We start from the raw sequence: 18,488 nt of genomic DNA on the forward strand, positions 1-18,488 counted from the left end.
CCTAGCGTCACATGTGGGGGCCGACGGTGGCGAAGATCCTTCCCTGGGTGCTCACGGCGCTGCTCAGCGTCGCGTTCCCGATCGTCGCCTACGACGTCGCGACCGACCACGGCGTCGGCGAGGTCCCGGCGCTGCTGCTCGGGGCGATCGGCCCGGTGGCCGAGCTGGTGATCACGGCCGTGTGGCGGCGGCGCCTCGACGAGTTCAGCACCGTGGTGCTGGTCTTCCTCGCCCTCGGTGTCGTCGCGGCGCTCTTCTTCGACGACCCGCGGCTGATCCTGCTCAAGGAGTCGGCGGTGACCGGACTGTTCGGCCTCGTCCTGCTGGTCACGGTGCCGACGTCGCGCCCGCTGATGTTCCTGTTCGGGCGGCGGTTCGCCACGAACGGCGACCCGGAGCGCGTCGCGTGGTGGAACGGGCTGTGGGCGTATCCGGGCTTCCGGCGCACGCAGCGCGGCCTGACCCTGATGTGGGGCGCGACGTTCGTCGTCGAGGCCGTGGCCCGGGCGGTGCTGACCTACCGGCTGCCGGTCGCGACGATGGTCGTCGTCAACGCCGTCGTGCCGCCCGTGGTCATCGCCCTGCTGATCACGGCGACGGTCGTGTGGGCCCGGCGGTCGCGACGTGCCGGGGAGGCGCGGACCGCCGCCCTGGCTCAGGCGGTGTAGCGCAGGCCCTCGACGGTCAGCACCGTGCGGCCGTCGGCGTCGCGCAGCGCGGCCCGGCCGGTGCGCAGACGCCGGCCCCCGTGCTGGAGCTCGGCCTCCGTGTGCACCGCGCGCCCGTCGGCGGGCACGGCGCGCAGGAACGACGCGCTCGCCTCGTCCGGCGGCCCGCCCAGCAGCGGCTCGAGCGCCCGCGCGGGCAGCGACGCGAGCACCCCGCCCTGCACGACGCCCGCGTAGTTGACCGCGAGCGGGTCCAGCGGCGCTCCCTCGACCACGAGGTCGACGGCCGACCGCGGGGGCGCCGACCAGTCCGGCGCGGCGCCGACGCGGGTGGCGGCGGCGACCGCGTCGGCCAGGATCGCGTTGCGGCCGTGCGCGCGGGCGACGGTCGCCCCGGCCGCGTCGGTGATCACGGCGGTGGAGAGCGCGACGTCCGGCCCGCGCTCGTCGAGGCAGCCGACGGCCGCGAGGGTCCCGCCGGCGACCTCGCGGGTGAGCACGTGCAGCGTCAGGCGCAGGGTGGTGATCCGCTCCCCGGCGCCGAGCGTCCCGGTGACCGCGAGACCCGACACGAAGTCGGCGAGCAGCCACAGGGCGGCGTCGAGCCCCTCGGGAGGAGCCGCCATCATCGCGTCGGCCCGGCCCGGCTCGATCGCGCGCAGCCGGGCGCCCACGACGGCGTGGACGGGGGCGAGCGGGAGGTCGGCGTCGACGCAGCGCCGCAGCTGCGCCAACGGCGCCTCCGTCGACGTGGTCAGGAGCTGGCGCCGGCGCGGATGCGCGGCGTCACCCCGGTGAGCTCGGACGCGAGGTCCCACAGCGCGGCCTGCACCTCGCGGTCGTGGGACCCGACCGTGGAGCCGACCGGCACGGGCGGCCCGGAGATCTCCTGGAACCCGCTCGGGCCGACGTAGGTGCCACCGGGCAGGTCGGGCACGGTCGCGGCGTAGAGCGTCGGCTGGGCGCCCATCTCCGGGCCCTGGGCGACGATCTTGTTGAACAGGCCCATCACCGCGTCCTGCACCGACTCGGTGCGGCTCTGCAGGTTGGTGGCGCTGTAGCCCGGGTGGGCGGCCATCGAGCGCAGGGGTGATCCGGCGGCGACGAACCGGTGCTCGAGCTCGTAGGCGAACATCAGGTCGGCGAGCTTCGACTGCCCGTAGGCGAGCCAGCGCTGGTAGCGGCGGCGGCGCCAGTTGAGGTCGGAGAGGTCGATGCTGCCCATCCGGTGGGCGGCGCTGGAGAGCGTCACGACGCGGTCGGTGACGACGTCGAGCAGCAGGCCGGTCAGCGCGAAGTGGCCGAGGAAGTTGGTGCCGACCTGCATCTCGAAGCCGTCGGCGGTGCGCTTCTCGGGGATCGCCATCAGCCCGGCGTTGTTGACCAGGACGTCGACGGGCCCGTCGAGGTCGGCGACGAACGTGCGCACCGAGGCGAGGTCGGCCAGGTCGAGCCGACGGACGTCGGTGTCGCCCCCGATCTCGGCGGCGGCCTTCGCACCCTTCTCGGTGTCGCGCACGGCGAGCACGACGTGGGCGCCGGCCCGCGCCAGCTCCCGGGAGGCCTCGAGCCCGATCCCCGAGTTGGCGCCGGTGACGACGAACGTCCGCCCGGTCTGGTCTCCGATGTCGGCGGGGGTCCACACAGCCATGCGCCCATCGTGCCCTGACCGGCGGGGGGCCAAACGGTGGTCAGGGTCGCACGAGCACCTCGGCCAGCCGGCGGTAGACCTCCACGTTGACGCCGAGCCCGATGTGGCTGCCGCGGACCTCGATGCTCTCCGCGTCGTCCGGGCGGCACGACGAGGGCCGGACGATCCCGTCCTCGGCGCTCCAGATCGAGACGAGCGGGGGCGCGGCGGGGGCGACGAGGTCGCCGCCGAACGGGCACGGGCACCGGACGGTCAGGCAGTGCGGGCGGTGGGGGCGCACGAGGTTCTGGGCGACGCGGGCGCCGCCGACCGCCGCGAGCGTCAGCACGGACGCGTCGAGCTGCGAGGCCAGCGGGCTGCCGAGCGCCACGACGCGGCACACGCGCTCGGGGCTGCGGGCGGCCAGGGCGCGGGCGAGCAGGCCGCCGCGGCTGTGCCCGACGAGGGTGACGGGGGCGCCGGCGCGCTCGGCGACCTCGGTGAGCCTGCGGTCCAGGCGGCGTACGACGGCCTCGGAGCAGTCGACGTTCCAGCTGATCCCGGAGCGGTAGGAGCGGTGGCCGACGCGGCGCAGCCAGTCGTGCAGCACCGCGAGCGTGAGGTCGCCGGCGAGGAACCCGGGCACCAGCAGCACCGGGTCGCCGTCGCCGTGCGGGACGTCGCCGCCGCGCCACGTGTCGCTGGCCAGGAGCCGCGCCAGCTCGAGGTGCACCCGCGCCTCGCCCAGCGGGTGCCCCCACCAGCGCACCGGCGGCGGCAGTTCCCTCATCGCCCCCGACCCTATGTGAGCGATATTCACGGCCATAGCCGTGAATATCGCTCACATACCGACTCAGCCGCGGGCGTAGGTCTCGGCCGTCTTGGTCTCGAACTCCAGGCCGACCACGGGGTCGTCGCCGACCACCCAGGCGTCGTGCCCGGGCTCGAGCCGGTAGCACTCCCCCGCGCCGAGGTCGGCCTCCGTGCCGTCGTCGGCCACCACGTGCATGCGGCCCGACACCAGGTAGCCGAGGTGCGCGGCCTGGCAGCTCGTCCCGCCCACGACCGGCTTGATGCACGCCGACCAGCGCCACCCGGGCTGGAGCGTGAGGCGGGCGACGGAGGCGCCGCCGAGCGACACCACCTGCAGCGTGGTCTTCTCCGGCGCGCGGGTCTCGTCGGGGGCGGACATGTCCCGGTGCTCGATCGCGGGCATGGTGATCTCCTGGGTGCTCTCCTGTCTCCGCGGGGACCTGTCCCCCGCGGGCCGCTCAGTGTGAGCGGCCCCGCGGCTCACCGACAGCCGGAGTCACTCGTCCGGCCCAGTCGTGGTCACCGTGCGACGCGGATACGTCAGCCGGCGGACCACCAGCTCCGCCGGGCCGCGGTGACCGGCACGGGCGAGCGGGCCGGCGACGAGGAGCCCGACGAGCCAGGTCGCCAGGCCCACGAGCGTCGCAGACGTCAGCGACGCCGTCGCACCGAGGCCGCCCGCGACCGTCGCGAACACCGCCACGAACACCACCGACTGCGACAGGTACAGCGTCATCGACCAGGTCCCCGACGCGGCGATCAGGTCCCGGCCGGGCCAGCGCACCGAGCCGAGCAGACCCATCACCCCGAGCAGCCCGAGCGCGCCCGCGTAGCCGCCGGCCGTGTGCGCCGCGCCCGCGACCGCGCCGACGATCCCGGACGGCGCCCAGACCCCGGCGACGGCCAGGGCCAGCGGGAGCCCGAGCACCACCGAGCCCAGCAGGCCCCCTTGCGCCCACCACGCCAGCCGGCCCCGGTGCGCCGCGGGCTCGTCGAGCGTCCGCGTCCGCGCGATCACGACGCCGACGAGCACCGCCGGCGCCGTGAGCAGCGCGGAGAAGACGGCCGTCACCAGCCACTCGGCCGGGTGCCCGCCGAGGAACGCGCCGAGGGTCGGCGCGGCGACCGACGGCACCGTCGGCGCCCCCTGCGGCATGCCCTGGGCCGCCCCGAGCAGCACCGAGAGACCCGCGAACACCGCGGCCAGCACCGCCAGCGCCCGGGACGACACCGGCCGCGGGCCGGCCAGCGACGGCGCGAGCAGCAGCACGACCAGCCCGTAGGCGCCGACGATGTCGCCGGGGAAGAGCAGGAACCCGTGCAGGGCGCCGATGCCGAGCAGCACGAGGCCGCGCCGCTTCAGCACACTGTCGGCCGCGTCCGGCGCCCGCTCGGCCAACCGCGCGACGCCGTAGCCGACGAGGGCGGCGAACAACGGGTAGACGCGCCCGTCGACCAGCACCATCTGGACCGCGGCGAGCACCGCGTCCCCGCCGGTGAGCCCGGCCGGGTAGCCGCGGTAGCCGATCGGGCGCTCGACGAGGTAGAGGTGCGCGTTGGCCATGGCGATCAGGGCCAGCATCAGCCCGCGGGCGAGGTCCGGGGTGACGCGCCGTGCGGCGAGACCCGTCGGTCCGGTCACGCTGGTCGTCCCCCCACTGCTCGTGCCGTCACCCGGGCGTCGCGTGAGGATGACACGATGGGTCGGTGCACCTCACCGAGCCCTCGGACGGCACCCCGGAGGACGCCGCCCGCGCCGAGCAGCGCCACCGCGCGCTCGACGAGGACCACAAGGTGTGCGACGCGGTCGCCTCGCTGCCGGCGGGCGACACCATCCACGCCTGGGTCACCCGGTTCGCCCTGCTCGCGGACCCCACCCGCCTGACCCTGCTGCTCTGCATCCACACGGCCGGCGAGATCTGCGTGTCCGACCTCGCGGTCGCCGCGGGCCTCAAGGACACCACCACGTCGCAGGCGCTGCGCCTGCTGCGGGCCCAGGGGCTCGTCGCGACCCAGCGGGCCGGCCGCGTCGTGCGCTACCGGCTGGCCGACGAGACCGTGCACGCGCTGCTGCACGAGGTCGCCGACCAGCCGGCGACCTTATAGCGACAGCAGCTCGGCCAGGATCTGCTCCAACCGCCGCGCCTCGATGAGGAACGCGTCGTGCCCGTACGGCGAGTCGATGAGCCGGACGTCGGCGACCCCCGGGATGAGGGCGGCGAGCTCCTCCTGCTGGTGCAGCGGGTAGAGCCGGTCCGACGACGACCCCGCGACGACCGTGCGCGCGGTGACCCGCTCGAGCGCCTCGCGCAGCGAGCCGCGCCCGCGGGCGACGTCGTGGCCGTTCATCGCCTCGGTGAGCGCGACGTAGCTGGCGGCGTCGAAGCGGTGCACGAGCTTCTCGGCGTGGTGGTCGAGGTAGCTCTCGATCGCGTAGCGCCCCCCGGCGTCGGGGTCCTCGCCCGGCTGGTGCCGCCGGGCGAAACGCGTGTCGTACTCCTCGGCGCTGCGGTAGGTGTTGTGCGCGATCCGCCGGGCGACGCCCAGGCCGAGGTGCGGGCCGTGGCCCCGCGGCAGGTCGTGGTAGTCGCCGCCGTGCCAGTTCGGGTCGTCACGGATGGCGGCGATCTGCGGGGCGGCCCAGGCGATCTGGTCGGCCGATGCCGCCGCCGGCGAGCACAGCAGCAGCAGCCGCTCCACCCGCGACGGGTACATGACGGCCCACTCGAGCGCGCGCATCCCGCCCATGGACCCGCCGAGCACCGCCGCCCAGCGCGCGATGCCCAGCGCGTCGGCGACCTTCTCCTCCACCGCGACCTGGTCGCGCACCGTGGTCCGCGGAAACCGCGACCCCCACGGCCGCCCGTCGGCCGCCGTGCTGGAGGGCCCCGTCGTGCCCTGGCAGCCGCCGAGGACGTTGGGCGCCACGACGAACCAGCGGTCGGTGTCCACGGCCCGGCCCGGCCCGATCATCCCCGACCACCAGCCGGGCGTCGGGTGCCCGAGCCCCGCATCGCCGGTGACGTGGCTGTCGCCCGTCAGCGCGTGCAGCACGAGCACCGCGTTCGACCCGTCGAACTCCCCCCACGTCTCGTAGGCCACCCGGACGTCGGGGAGGGTCTCGCCGTTCTCGAGGGCGACCGGGCCGATGTCGACGAAGCGCCGGTCGCCGACCGGGTCCCCCTCCCGCCACGCACCGGTGGCGGGAGGGAGGACGGTCACGGTCGTCTCCAGTGAGTCGGTCACGCAGCCAGGATTCTCACTGAGCGGCCTTGGCCGCGGTGAAGCCCGCCTCGAGGTCGGCCTTGAGGTCCTCGACGTTCTCGATGCCGACGGCCAGGCGCACGAGGCCCGGGGTCACGCCCGCGGACTCCTGCTCGTTCTCGGAGAGCTGGCTGTGCGTGGTCGACGCCGGGTGGGCGATGAGGCTGCGGACGTCGCCGATGTTCACCAGCTGGGAGTGCAGGCTGGTGCCGTCGACGAACGCGCGCCCGGCCTCGACCCCGCCGCGCAGGTCGAACGACACGATCGCCCCGACGCCCTTCGGCAGGTACTTCGTCGCGGCCTCGTACCACGGGCTCGACGGCAGACCGGCGTAGTAGACGCGCTCGACCTCGTCGCGCGCCTCGAGCCACTGCGCCAGGGCCTGGGCGTTCTGCACGTGGCGCTCGATGCGCAGCGACAGCGTCTCGATGCCCTGCAGGATGAGGAAGGCGTTGAACGGGCTGATCGCCGGCCCGGTGTCGCGCAGGTGCTGCACCCGCATCTTCGCGGCGTACGCGCCCGGGCCGAGGGCCTCCCAGTACTTCAGGCCGCCGTAGCTCGGGTCGGGCTCGGTGAAGCCGGGGAAGCGGTCGCCGTGGGCGCCGAAGTCGAACGTGCCGGCGTCGACGACGACGCCCGCGATCGTCGTGCCGTGCCCGCCGAGGTACTTCGTGGCCGAGTGGACGACGACGTCGGCGCCGTGCTCGATCGGGCGCAGCAGGTAGGGCGTCGGGACGGTGTTGTCCACGACGAACGGGACGCCGACCTCGTGCGCGACCCCGGCGACGCCGGCGACGTCGAGGACGTTCGAGCCCGGGTTGGCGATCGTCTCGGCGAAGAACAGCTTGGTGTTCTCCCGCGCCGCGTGGCGCCACTGCTCGAGGTCGTCCTGGTCCTCGACGAACGAGACCTCGATGCCGAGCTTCGGCAGCGTGTAGTGGAAGAGGTTGTACGTGCCGCCGTAGAGGCTCGGGCTGGAGACGAAGTGGTCGCCGGCCTCCGCGATGGTGAGGATCGCCGCCGTGGTGGCCGCGCTGCCCGACGCGAACGCCAGGCCGGCCACACCGCCCTCGAGGGCGGCGACGCGCTGCTCGAGCACGTCCTGGGTCGGGTTCATGATCCGGGTGTAGATGTTGCCCGGCTCGGCGAGGCTGAACAGGTCCGCGCCGTGCTGGGTGTCGCGGAAGACGTACGACGTCGTCTGGTAGATCGGCGTGGCCCGGGCGCCCGTGGCGGGATCGGGGGCCGCGCCCGCGTGGACCTGCTGGGTCTCGAACGACCAGCCGGCGCTCGCGTCGGTCATGAGGTGCTCAACTCCATCGTCGGTGATGCGGGGATACGGGGTCCTGCTCGTCGTCCGGCGGGGTGCTGCCCCTCAGCGACACCACTCGTCGAACGCGTCGACGCGACGACTCGGCCAGAACCCTTGGAGATCAACCCGCACCACGCCGGTGATCCTCCCGCCGCCGGGCGTGGGGCACAACCGACGGCCCCTCGGGGGTCGCGGGACTCACGTGCGCCGCGTGGCGGGACGCCCGGCTTTTTGGCAGCCTGCCAACTATGGCGATGTCGACCGTGGACCTGGGGAACCGCGAGTTCTGGGCGGCGCCCTGGGCGCAGCGCTACGAGGCGTTCGCGGCGATGCGCGCCGACGCCGGGCTGCCGTGGTTCGCCGAGCCGGAGTTCCCGGGCTTCCCGACGGGTTCGGGGTTCCGCGCGGTGACCCGGCACGCCGACGTCGAGTACGTCAGCAAGCACCCGGACCTGTTCTGCTCCGGGCAGGGCGCGGTGTCGATCCTCGACCTGCCCGCCGAGGCGCACGAGTTCTTCGGCTCGCTGATCAGCATGGACGCCCCGCGCCACACCAAGATCCGGCGCATCGCCGCGCAGGCGTTCACCCCGAGGCGCACCGAGGCGCTGCTGGACGACGTCACGCGGGTGGCCCGGTCGGTGGTGTCGTCGGCACGGGAGAAGGCGGTGGCCGGCGACGGCTCGTTCGACCTGGTCGCCGACGTCGCCGCGCCGATGCCCCTGCTGATCATCTGCGAGATGATGGGTGTCCCCGAGTCGCGCCGCGACGAGGTCTTCGCGCACTCCAACGTCATCCTCGCCGGTGACGACCCGGAGTACGTGACCTCGGAGAACCCCCTCGGCGACTACCTGGCCGCCGGCGCCGGGCTCTCGGGGCTGATGACCGAGCTGGCGGCGCTCCGCGAGGAGTCGCCCGGTGACGACGTGACCTCCGCCCTCGTGCACGGCGAGGTCGACGGCGAGCGGCTCACGCACCAGGAGATCGCGTCGTTCTTCATCCTGCTCTGCGTCGCCGGCAACGAGACCACGCGCAACGCGATCACCCACGGCGTCTGGGGCATGCACCGCGACCCCGCGCAGCGGGAGCTGTGGTCCTCCGACGTCGACGGGGTGACCCCGACCGCGGTCGACGAGATCGTGCGCTGGGCGTCACCGATCAACTGGATGCGGCGGACGGCGGTGACCGACGCGCTGATCGGCGACGTGCCGGTCAGCGCGGGCGAGAAGCTGCTGCTCGTCTACGGGGCCGCGAACCGGGACTCCGATGTCTTCCCGGAGCCCGACGCGCTCGACCTGCGCCGCGCCCCCAACCCGCACCAGGGCTTCGGCGCCCACGGGCCGCACTTCTGCCTCGGCGCGCACCTCGCCCGGCGCGAGATCGCCGTGCTCTTCCGCGAGCTCTTCGCCGGGATGCCCGACCTGCGCGTGGTCGGCGAGCCGGACCGCCTGCGCAGCATCTTCGTCAACGGGATCAAGCACCTGCCCGTCGCGCTCGCGGGGACGGACGCGGCGCGGGGGACGTGACGCGCCGGCAGGACGCTGAGCCGGCACCGGGATCGCCGTCTCGGTGACGAACGACGTCAGAGGTGAGTGCGTCCGTCACCCGGATCGCGATCAGCTGCCGTCGGCGTCCCCCCGGACCCGTCGCAGCACCACGTGGCGGAGGGCGAACGCGCCGAGCGAGGCGAGGACGAGCACCGCGATCACGGTCGGCGTGCCCACCCCGCCCGGCAGCCCGTCCACCGCCAGCGCCTGGACGTCGCTCGACGTCGTCACCGGTGAGCCGGCGCCCTGACCCGCCAGCGTGCGCAGCGGGCTGCCCAGCGGCGCGAAGAGTAGGGCGGGGTTCGCCGGACCGAAGCTCAGCATCGGGACCCGCGCGGTCGCGAGACCCCCGGCGGCGGCGAACGCCACCGGCGCGCCCCGGACGTCGGGCGCGGGGATGACCGCGGACGCCGGCGCGACCGGAGCCCCGCCGCCGACCGCCGGCGCGCCGCCGCCCGTGGCGTCCCCGGAGGCCGGCGTGCTGTTCGCGGCGCCCGCGGCGCCCGTTCCCGCCGGCGTGCCCGCCCCCTGACCGGCGGCCCCCGAGGCGCCTGTGCCGGTGACGCCGTCGAGGACACCCCCGACCGCCTCCGTCACCCCGGCGACCGCTCCCCCGGCACTGCTCGGGGTCGAGGGCGCCGACTCCGTCGCCGACGCCGGCGCCTGCGGCACGACCGGGCCGAGGACCGCGTTCGCGAGCGATCCGAGCACCACGCCGAGCGCGTTCACGCAGTCGTCGCCGTGGACCTCACCCTGCAGCACGCCGACGTGGCACGGATCGCCGTCCTCCGCCGCCCACGCCGACCCCGCCCCGAGCCCCAGGGATCCGACGAGGAGGGCACCGACGATCACGCTGGGCAGCGGGCGGGCGGGACGGACCATCATGCGCGGACCCCTTCGGCCGAACGGCTGAACCACGCCGGGGAGCCCGGCGGTCTGCGCGCTCATCGGTGCTCGGTCGCGGTCGTTACCGGTGAGTTGCCCGTGAGGTCGAAGTCCGTCGGTTCAGCCTAACGAGTGACTGCTCCTCGGACGTACCAACAGCGCCGAATGCGCAGGTCGTAGGGGCCCGGACCAGAGGCCCGAAGAGCCCGACCGGGGGTGAGTGTCGTGCTCCGCACACCTCGGCGGTTGCGGTGCGTGACACTGGCTCCATGACCGGGGAGTCCCTGCGCCTGGAGTTCCGGCGACAGGTGCGCGAGCGGGTCCTCGCGACCGCGCACGAGCACACCGTCGAGCGGGGCTGGGAGCGGGTGCGCGTCGGCGAGATCGCCGTCGACTCCGGGGTGTCGCGGCCGACGCTCTACCGCGAGTTCGGCAACAAGGACGGGCTCGGCGAGGCCCTGATGACCCGGGAGGCCGAGCGGTTCTTCGCCGCGATCGCCGCGGCGCTCTCGGAGCACACGGAGGTCCCCGACGCCGTCGCCGCCGCCACACGGCTCACGCTCGAGGAGGCGTCGGACAACCCGCTGCTCAAGGCCGTCCTCACGGGCAGCCGGTCGGGCGATGCGGGCCTGCTGCCGTTCCTCACCTCGCGATCGGAGTCGATCCGCGAGTCGGCGCGCGCGCTGATCGCGACGTGGCTGGAGCAGCAGCGCCCGGACCTGCTGCCCACGCAGATCGAGGAGACCGTCGACGCGGTCGTGCGCCTGGTCATCTCGCACGTGGTGGCACCGGCCCTCGACCCCGTCGACGTCGGCCAGCGAGTAGCCCATCTGGTCGCAGCGCTCACCCGAACGCGAAACTGAGACAAAAATCGGGTCTTGTTTCTGAACGGCTCACACCGCATGCTCGGTCGCGAGCCGTCACGTCGAGGGAGACAGGCCCATGAGCACGACCGAGACCACGGACGTCACCACGGACGTCACCGACCAGCGCCCCTGGCGGGACCGCAAGCGCTACCTGTGGCCGCTGGCCACGGTCATGCCCGGGATGCCGTTCCTCGGCGCCGGGCTGGTCACCGCGACCGGCTGGTCGGGCTGGTGGTGGGTCGGGCCGATGATCCTGTTCGTCGTCCTTCCCGCCCTGGACCTGATCTTCGGCGCCACCGACGACAACCCGCCGGAGTCCGAGCGCGAGCGCCTCGAGGCCGACCGCTACTACCGCTGGGTCACCTACCTGTTCCTGCCGATCCAGTACGCGAGCCTCGTGTTCTCCTGCTGGGTCTGGGCGACGTGGGACCTGCCGTGGCACGCCGACCTCGGCCTCGCCCTGACGATGGGTGTCGTCAGCGGCGTCGCCATCAACACCGCCCACGAGCTGGGGCACAAGCGCGAGGACGTCGAGCGCTGGCTGTCGAAGATCGCGCTCGCCAGCTCGGCCTACGGCCACTTCTACGTCGAGCACAACCGTGGCCACCACGTCCGCGTCGCCACCCCGGAGGACCCGGCGAGCTCACGGCTCGGCGAGGGCTTCTGGACGTTCCTGCCGCGCACGGTGTGGGGCAGCCTGCGCTCGTCGTGGCACCTGGAGACCAAGCGCCGGTCGAAGGGCCGGAAAGGCCCGTGGGACCACGAGATCCTCGTCGCCTGGGCGATGACGGTCGTCCTGTTCGTCGCCCTGACCGTCGCCTTCGGTCCCGTCGTGCTCCCCTGGCTCGTCCTGCAGGCGATGGTCGGGTTCAGCCTGCTCGAGGTGGTCAACTACCTGGAGCACTACGGCCTGAAGCGCGCGAAGCGCGACGACGGCCGCTACGAGCGCACCGACCCCCGGCACAGCTGGAACGCCGACCACACGGTGTCGAACCTGCTGCTCTACCAGCTGCAGCGCCACTCCGACCACCACGCCAACCCGCTGCGCCGCTACCAGACCCTGCGCCACTTCGAGGAGTCCCCGCAGCTGCCCAGCGGCTACGGCTCGATGATCGTGGTCGCCCTGTTCCCGCCGGTGTGGCGGGCGATGATGGACCGCAAGGTGCTCGCCCACTACGACGGCGACGTCAGCCTGGCCAACATCCACCCGCGCAAGCGTGAGCGCTACCTCTCCCGCTACGCCCGGACATAGAACCAGGGACGCAGGTGTTGGCCTCCTACGTGACGGCACCTGCTGACAGCCTCGACCCCGCCCGCCGCGGCCGGCTCTTCGCCGCGGTGGCCGGGGTCGTCGTGCTCTTCCTGGCCGCGTCGAGCGTCCCGTCCCCGCTCTACGTCGTCTACCAGGCGCAGTGGGGCTTCTCGGCGGCGACGCTGACCGTGATCTTCGCGGTCTACGTGCTGTTCCTGCTCGCCTCGCTGCTCGTCGTCGGCGGCCTGTCCGACCACCTCGGGCGACGCCCCGTCCTCGCCGGCGCCCTGCTGGTGCAGACGGTCGCGGTGGTGCTGTTCCTCGTCGCGAGCAACGTGACGATGCTGCTGGTCGCCCGGGCCGTGCAGGGCGCCGCCACCGGGGCGGCGATCACCGCGATGGCGGCGACGCTCGTCGACCTGCGACCGGAACGCGCGGGGCTCGCCAACGCGACGACGCCGCTGATCGGCCTGGCCCTCGGCGCGCTGGGGTGCGGCCTGCTCGTCGAGTACGCGCCGGCGCCGACGCGGCTGGTGTGGGGCGTGCTGCTCGCGGGGTTCGCGGTCGTCGCGGTGGTGCTCGCGCTCCTGCCCGAGACCGCGCCGCGCCGGCCCGGCGCCGTGGCGTCGCTGCGGCCGCGCGTCCGCATCCCCGCCGGGCTGCGCGCGGACGTCCTGGCCATCGCCCCGACCCTGGCCGCGAGCTGGGCGCTCGGCGGTCTCTACCTCTCGCTGGGCCCGTCCGTCGCCGCGGAGATCCTCGGGCTGCACAGCCACCTGCTCGGCGGCGTCGTCGTCACCCTGCTCTGCGGTGTCGGGGCGCTCAGCGCCGTCGTCCTCTACCGCCGGGCACCCGAGACGCTCCTCGCCCCGGCGGGCGGGCTGCTCGCCCTCGGCACCCTCGTCACCCTCGGCGGGCTCGCGCTCGGCGCCCCGCCGGTGACCGCCCTCGGCACCGTCGTCGCCGGCGTCGGGTTCGGGTCGGCGTCGCTGGCCTGCTTCGGCACGCTCGCGCGCATCGCCCGTCCCGACACCCGCGGCGAGCTCATGGCCGTCGCGTACACGATCGCCTACCTCGCCTTCAGCCTGCCCGCGGTCGTCGCCGGCGTCGCGGCCGTGCAGGTCGGGCTGCGGCCCGTCGCCGAGGTCTACGGGCTGGTCGTGGTCGTCCTCGGTGTCACGGCCGTGGTCGCGCGGGTACTGGTGCTGCGCGCCCGGCGGGCCGCCGCCCCGGTGACGGCACCGGCGACGCCCTGCCCCGCGGCCGGCGAGACCGGTCGCTGACGGGCGCACCAGCCGACGAGAGGAATCCCGCATGCCCCGCCCCCCGCTGCCCGACGAGGTCCAGGACTTCCTGCGCAAGCCGAACCCGAGCGTGATCACCTCGATCCGCGGCGACGGCCAGCCGGTGTCCGTGGCCACCTGGTACCTGTGGGAGGACGGCCGAGTGCTGGTGAACATGGATGCCGCGCGCAAGCGCGTCGAGTACCTGCGCCAGGACCCGCGGGTCTCGCTCACCGTCCTCGCCGAGGAGGACTGGTACACCCACGTCAGCATGCAGGGCCACGTCGTGGAGTGGGCCGACGACCCCGACCTCGCGATCATCGACCGGTGCTCGCAGCACTACACCGGCAAGGACTACCCCGTCCGTGACCGCCAGCGGGTGGCGGCGTGGATCGAGGTCGACCGCTGGCACGGCTGGGGCGCCCACAAGGCCTCCGACAACCCCGACAACGTGGGCTGATCCGGGAGGCTCCGGACCCCTCACGGTCGCCCGATCGGCGAGCGTCGCGCGTGGTTAGGGTTGCCTGGGTCGGGGTGCGCGACCCCGCCCGGCCACGTCGCGACGGAGGTGGGAGTGACCCTCGCCCGTGGGCCCCGACCGGGCCCCACCGGTGGACTCCCCGGGCTCGACCCGGGGCCGGAACCGATCCTCGACTCGGTGCAGGGGGCCGTCGGCGCGACGCCGCTGGTGGAGCTGGGGCGGATGTTCCCGCGCCCCGGCGTGCAGGTCCTCGCCAAGCTCGAGCTGATGAACCCGGGCGGGAGCATGAAGGACCGCTCCGCCCGGTTCATCGTCGACCGCGGGCTCGCGGACGGATCGATCCCGCCGAGCAGCCACCTCGTCGAGTCGAGCTCGGGCAACTTCGGCGTCGCCGTGGCCACGGCCGCCCGGCTGCACGGCCTCGGCTTCACCTGTGTCGTCGACCCCCACGCCAGCCCCGCCAACGTCGCGATCATGCGCGGGCTCGGGGCGCAGGTGGAGATCGTCGACGAGCCCGACCTGGCCGGCGGCTACCTGCACACCCGTCTCGCCCGCGTGCACGAGGTCCTCGCGACCACCCCCGACACGGTGTGGATCAACCAGTACGCGAACGACGGCAACTGGCTCGCGCACTACCACGGGACGGGCGCCGAGCTCGCGGACGCGCTGACCGTGCCGCCGACGCACCTCGTCGGCGCCGTCTCCACCTGCGGCAGTCTGCTCGGGTGCGCGCGGCGGCTGCGGGAGGTCTGTGACCCGCTCGAGGTCGTCGCGGCCGACGCCGTCGGGTCGGTGATCTTCGGCGGACCCGGTGGGCGCCGCGAGCTGCCGGGGCTGGGCTCGAGCCGGGTCCCCGAGCTCCACTCCCCCGCCGAGATCGACCGGGTGGTCGCCGTCGACGACGCGACCGCCGCCGAGGCCTGCCGTGAGCTGCTGGCCACCGAGGCGATCTTCGCGGGCGGCTCCACCGGTGCCGTGGTGGCGGCCGTGCGCCGCGTCGTCGCCGACATCACGCCGCCGGCGCGCGTCGTCGCGATCTTCCCCGACCGCGGTGACCGCTACCTCGACCGCGTGTGGGACGACGCCTGGCTCGACCGGGCGCGCGCCCGGCGCGGCTCCTCGTGAGCGAGGTGACCGACCCCGCCACCCTCGTGCTGCGCGATCTGCTCGACGCGGCGGTGGCCGAGGACGTCGAGGGCGCCGGGCGGGCGTCGCTCGGTCCCGGACCCGAGGGCCGGCCGGGCACGTGGGTGCGGTTCCGGACCGCCGACGGCGGGTGCCTCGCCTGGCAGGCCCGAGCGGGCGGGGTCCTGCAGCGCACGCGGTACGCCGACGGGCCGGTGCTCGCCGGGGCCTCGTTGCGGGAGGTCACCGATCCGGCCGAGGTGCTGTGCCTGCTCGCGCCCGGTGCGCCGTGCGTCGACGTCGTGGCGCGCGACGTGCGGACGGCGGTCGACCACGTCCTGCCCGTGCCGACCGGGGGGCTGGGTGAGGATGCCGGCGAACGGTTGGCCGCCGCGCGCGGGCGACCGTTCCACCCGACCGCGCGGGCCGTCGCCGGGTGGACGCGGGCCGATGTGGACCGCTGGGGGCCGGGCGCGGAGGTGCCGCTGGACTGGGTGGGGGTGCGCCGGGACCACGTGCGCCGGGGAGCGTCGCCGCTCTACCTCGACGACGCCCCGGGGGCTCCTGACACCCACGTCGCCCTGCCCGTGCACCCCTTCGACCGCGAGCACGTCCTGCCGGTCGCCTTCCGGCGGGAGCTCGCCGACGGCACCGTGATCCCCCTCGCGCGGGGCGTCGGGGCCGGGCGGGCCACGGCCTCGCTGCGCACCCTCGACCTCGGCGGCGGTCGGCACCTCAAGCTGCCGCTCGGGGTGACGACGCTGGGCTCGGCGCGGCTGCTGGGCGCGCGCTCGCTCGACCACGCCCAGCGCGGCGAGCGCGTCCTGCGTGACGTACTGGCGGCCGACCCGGACCTGCGCGGGCGGGTCGCGGTCGCCGACGAGACCGCCTGGGCGGGCTTCGCGCGTCCCGACGGCAGCGACGAGTTCGCCGACCGGCCCGGGCACCTCGCCGCGATGGTGCGCCGCCTGCCCCCGCCGGCCGGAGCGGTCCGGCTGCCGCTGGCCGCGCTGGCCGCACCGGCGTGGGACGGCCCGCTGGCGGAGCTCGGCGACCCGGAGGCGGTGTTCGCCGCGGTCGTCGAGGCGGTCGTCGGGACCGGGATCGGGTTCCTGCGCCACGGCGTGCTGCCCGAGATGCACGGGCAGAACGTGCTGCTCGACGTGTCGCCCGGGCGGATCGGCCTCGTGCTGCGTGACCACGACGCCGTGCGGGTCCACCCTCGTTGGCTCTCGGTGTCCGACCCCGGTTACCGGCTCGCGCCGGGCGGCACCCAGTCGCTGCGGCTCGACTCGCCCGGCGCCCTGATCGGCTTCTTCGCGACCCTGGCCGTCGAGGTCGGTCTCGGCGGTGTCGTCGACGCCTTGGTGCGGCACACCGGGACGGCGGAGGCGCGCTGGTGGACCGTGATCCGCCGGGCGGTCGAGGACGCGGTCGCGGCGACCCGCAGCCCGACCGTGCGCGGCACCCTGGAGACCGTGCTCCTCGACGCCGACACCTGGCCCTACCGCACGGTGCTGCGCCCGCTGCTCGAGCGTGGCCCGTCCGCCGGGACGAGCATGCCCGCCGGCGTCGCCCTCGTGCCGAACCCGTTGCGGGCCGTGCGGTGACCCCGTCCGACGTGGCCGCGGCGCTGGCCGCCGCGGGCCCGGTCCGGGAGCGCGTGCTGACCCAGCTCGTCGAGTCCCTCGTGCTCGAGGACGCCGTCGACATGGCCGGTGACGGCGGGCCCGGGACCCGCGCCGGGCCGTTCGCGGTGGAGTTCGTCCGGACGCCGTCGTGCGGGCGCGTGCGGCTGACCTCGCCGGTGACGAGGGACGGCGCCGCCGTGACGCCCGGGGAGTTCCTCGCCGACGCCCCGGTGCGCGCCGACCCCGCGTGCCGGGCGCGGCTCGGGCAGGAGCTGACCGCGACGGTGCTGGGCGACGCGCTGGCGCTGCGGGCGCGCCCCGACGGCCCGCTGGACCCCGACGCCGGGCACGACGTGCTCGAGGCCCTCGTCGCCGACGGGCATCGCTACCACCCGGCGTACAAGTCGCGGACCGGGTTCGGGGTGGGCGACCTGCTCGCCTACACCCCCGAGTTCGCCCCCACCGTGCACCCGGTGCTGCTCGACGCCGACCCGTCGCTGGTGTCGGTCTCGGCGTCGGCGGGGCTCGACCCGGCGGCGGTGTGGAGCGCGCCCGCGGGCCGGGTCGGGATCCCGGTCCACCCGTGGCAGTGGGACCACCACGTGGCGGCGGCGCACGCCGCGTCGCTGGCGTCGGGGACGCTGCGGGTGGGCGGTCCCGACGAGGGTGTCTGGCGGCCCCAGGCGTCGATCCGGACGCTGGCGCGGATCGACGTGCCCCGGGCGCCGTCGGTGAAGATGCCCCTCGCGATCACCAACACGTCGACGTCGCGGGGCCTCGCGCCGCACACCGTCCGCAACGCGGCGCCGATCTCGGACTGGCTGGCCGGGATCGTCGCGGGCGACCCCGTCCTCGCCGAGAAGGCCCGCGTGATCGTCCTGCGCGAGATCCTCGGGGTGAGCGTCGAGCCCGGGCTGGGGGCGATCTGGCGGGAGAGCCTGCACGTCCACCTCCACCCCGGCGAGCGCGCGGTGCCGTTCCCGGGCCTGGCGTCGCGGTCGGCGGCGGGCGTGCCCTTGATCGACCCGTGGATCCGGGAGCAGGGGCCGCGGGCCTGGACCGAGCGTCTGGTCACGGCCACCGTGCTGCCGCTGGTGCACCTGCTGGTGGTGCACGGCGTGGCGCTGGAGTCGCACGCGCAGAACATGCTGCTGGTGCACGCCGGCGGGCTGCCGACGCGGGTGGCGCTGAAGGACTTCCACGACGGTGTGCGCTTCTCGCGGTCGCTGCTGGCGGCGCCGGGGCCGGTGCTCGAGGCCCCGCCCGCCGACCACCCGAACGCGAACTCGTTCCTGGAGACCGACGACCCGACCCAGGTCACCGGGTTCCTGCTCGACTGCCTGTGCTTCGTCAACCTCGCCGAGATCGCGTACCTGCTGGCGGGCGAGTACGGGTTCGCCGAGGAGGAGTTCTGGGCGGTCGCGGCCCGCGCGATCCGGGACCACGCGGCGCGGGTGCCCGGCTTCGCCGATCGGCTCGCGGTGTTCGACGTCTTCGCCCCGACCCTGTCGGTGGAGAAGCTCACCACCCGCCGTCTCTGGCCGGACACCGAGCTCCGCGTCCACGACGTCCCCAACCCCCTATGTGAGTAGTTGGGGCCCCTATCGGGGCTGTCTAGTCCCATGAGTTCTGTCTCGGGTCGTGTCTCACCGTATGTGTCGCCTGATCATCGCCGAGGGTGTGCCCATGGCGGGGAAGCGGCAGGCCAGGATGCGACTGATGGACGCGATGCTG

Annotated in this window: 18 protein-coding genes; 10 read left to right on the forward strand and 8 right to left on the reverse strand. The window is 74.7% G+C overall.

Annotated features, from left to right (window positions below; genetic code table 11):
- The first annotated feature begins 11 nt into the window (after nt 1–11).
- Nucleotides 12–668 (forward strand): VC0807 family protein, encoded by a 657-nt coding sequence (locus tag QSK03_RS27865; RefSeq protein WP_285658842.1) that lies wholly within the window; start codon nt 12–14, stop codon nt 666–668.
- On the opposite strand, the gene QSK03_RS27870 is transcribed toward QSK03_RS27865, so the two are convergent.
- The 5 genes from QSK03_RS27870 to QSK03_RS27890 form a co-directional block, all read right to left on the reverse strand.
- On the reverse strand, nt 656–1,402 hold the full coding sequence (locus tag QSK03_RS27870) for a PaaI family thioesterase (protein WP_285658843.1): 747 nt from the start codon (nt 1,400–1,402) through the stop codon (nt 656–658). The two genes, QSK03_RS27865 and QSK03_RS27870, sit on opposite strands and share 13 nt — an antisense overlap.
- A 20-nt stretch (nt 1,403–1,422) precedes the next feature.
- The gene (locus QSK03_RS27875; RefSeq protein ID WP_285658844.1) at nt 1,423–2,319 is read right to left on the reverse strand and encodes an oxidoreductase; all 897 of its coding nucleotides are present in this window, start codon (nt 2,317–2,319) and stop codon (nt 1,423–1,425) included.
- Between the two features lie 40 nt (nt 2,320–2,359).
- Nucleotides 2,360–3,088, reverse strand: a complete 729-nt coding sequence (locus tag QSK03_RS27880; protein WP_285658845.1) for an alpha/beta fold hydrolase — start codon at nt 3,086–3,088, stop codon at nt 2,360–2,362.
- Between the two features lie 63 nt (nt 3,089–3,151).
- The gene (locus tag QSK03_RS27885; protein WP_285658846.1) at nt 3,152–3,514 is read right to left on the reverse strand and encodes a cupin domain-containing protein; all 363 of its coding nucleotides are present in this window, start codon (nt 3,512–3,514) and stop codon (nt 3,152–3,154) included.
- A 93-nt stretch (nt 3,515–3,607) separates the two neighbouring features.
- Entirely contained in the window at nt 3,608–4,753 is a 1,146-nt protein-coding gene (locus QSK03_RS27890; RefSeq protein WP_285658847.1) for a DUF418 domain-containing protein, read from the reverse strand.
- Nucleotides 4,754–4,905: 152 nt separating this feature from the next.
- Here QSK03_RS27890 and QSK03_RS27895 point away from each other — a divergent pair, with 152 nt between their 5' ends.
- The gene (locus QSK03_RS27895) at nt 4,906–5,217 is read left to right on the forward strand and encodes an ArsR/SmtB family transcription factor (protein ID WP_285658860.1); all 312 of its coding nucleotides are present in this window, start codon (nt 4,906–4,908) and stop codon (nt 5,215–5,217) included.
- Here QSK03_RS27895 and metX read toward each other — a convergent pair.
- Together metX and QSK03_RS27905 are read right to left on the reverse strand one after the other, a co-directional pair.
- The gene (gene metX, locus QSK03_RS27900) at nt 5,212–6,357 is read right to left on the reverse strand and encodes a homoserine O-acetyltransferase MetX (protein ID WP_285658848.1); all 1,146 of its coding nucleotides are present in this window, start codon (nt 6,355–6,357) and stop codon (nt 5,212–5,214) included. The two genes, QSK03_RS27895 and metX, sit on opposite strands and share 6 nt — an antisense overlap.
- Before the next feature lie 13 nt (nt 6,358–6,370).
- The gene (locus tag QSK03_RS27905; RefSeq protein WP_285658849.1) at nt 6,371–7,678 is read right to left on the reverse strand and encodes a bifunctional o-acetylhomoserine/o-acetylserine sulfhydrylase; all 1,308 of its coding nucleotides are present in this window, start codon (nt 7,676–7,678) and stop codon (nt 6,371–6,373) included.
- 257 nt (nt 7,679–7,935) lie between these two features.
- Between QSK03_RS27905 and QSK03_RS27910 the strand changes: the two genes are divergently transcribed.
- A complete protein-coding gene (locus QSK03_RS27910) occupies nt 7,936–9,210 on the forward strand; it encodes a cytochrome P450 (protein ID WP_285658850.1) in 1,275 nt (424 codons plus the stop codon).
- Between the two features lie 90 nt (nt 9,211–9,300).
- Here QSK03_RS27910 and QSK03_RS27915 read toward each other — a convergent pair whose 3' ends face one another.
- Nucleotides 9,301–10,116 carry a hypothetical protein gene (locus QSK03_RS27915; protein WP_285658851.1) on the reverse strand — a complete coding sequence of 272 codons (816 nt, stop codon included), beginning with the start codon at nt 10,114–10,116 and terminating at the stop codon, nt 9,301–9,303.
- A 269-nt stretch (nt 10,117–10,385) separates the two neighbouring features.
- On the opposite strand from QSK03_RS27915, the gene QSK03_RS27920 reads away from it, so the two are divergent.
- The 7 genes from QSK03_RS27920 (at nt 10,386) to QSK03_RS27950 (ending at nt 18,346) form a co-directional block, all read left to right on the forward strand.
- Nucleotides 10,386–10,979 (forward strand): TetR/AcrR family transcriptional regulator, encoded by a 594-nt coding sequence (locus tag QSK03_RS27920; RefSeq protein ID WP_285658852.1) that lies wholly within the window; start codon nt 10,386–10,388, stop codon nt 10,977–10,979.
- 79 nt (nt 10,980–11,058) lie between these two features.
- Nucleotides 11,059–12,234, forward strand: coding sequence for an alkane 1-monooxygenase (locus QSK03_RS27925; protein ID WP_285658853.1), 1,176 nt, complete (start codon nt 11,059–11,061; stop codon nt 12,232–12,234).
- Between the two features lie 29 nt (nt 12,235–12,263).
- The gene (locus tag QSK03_RS27930) at nt 12,264–13,517 is read left to right on the forward strand and encodes an MFS transporter (protein ID WP_285658854.1); all 1,254 of its coding nucleotides are present in this window, start codon (nt 12,264–12,266) and stop codon (nt 13,515–13,517) included.
- 31 nt (nt 13,518–13,548) lie between these two features.
- Nucleotides 13,549–13,977 carry a PPOX class F420-dependent oxidoreductase gene (locus QSK03_RS27935; RefSeq protein ID WP_285658855.1) on the forward strand — a complete coding sequence of 143 codons (429 nt, stop codon included), beginning with the start codon at nt 13,549–13,551 and terminating at the stop codon, nt 13,975–13,977.
- Nucleotides 13,978–14,175: 198 nt separating this feature from the next.
- Nucleotides 14,176–15,123, forward strand: coding sequence for a 2,3-diaminopropionate biosynthesis protein SbnA (gene sbnA / locus QSK03_RS27940; RefSeq protein ID WP_285658856.1), 948 nt, complete (start codon nt 14,176–14,178; stop codon nt 15,121–15,123).
- 5 nt (nt 15,124–15,128) lie between these two features.
- A complete protein-coding gene (locus QSK03_RS27945; protein ID WP_285658857.1) occupies nt 15,129–16,733 on the forward strand; it encodes an IucA/IucC family protein in 1,605 nt (534 codons plus the stop codon).
- The gene (locus QSK03_RS27950) at nt 16,730–18,346 is read left to right on the forward strand and encodes an IucA/IucC family protein (RefSeq protein WP_285658858.1); all 1,617 of its coding nucleotides are present in this window, start codon (nt 16,730–16,732) and stop codon (nt 18,344–18,346) included. The genes QSK03_RS27945 and QSK03_RS27950 overlap by 4 nt, the downstream gene beginning before the upstream one ends.
- The last annotated feature ends 142 nt before the right edge of the window (nt 18,347–18,488 follow it).

It is taken from the genome of Actinomycetospora sp. NBRC 106375 (assembly GCF_030269665.1).
Lineage (GTDB): Bacteria > Actinomycetota > Actinomycetes > Mycobacteriales > Pseudonocardiaceae > Actinomycetospora.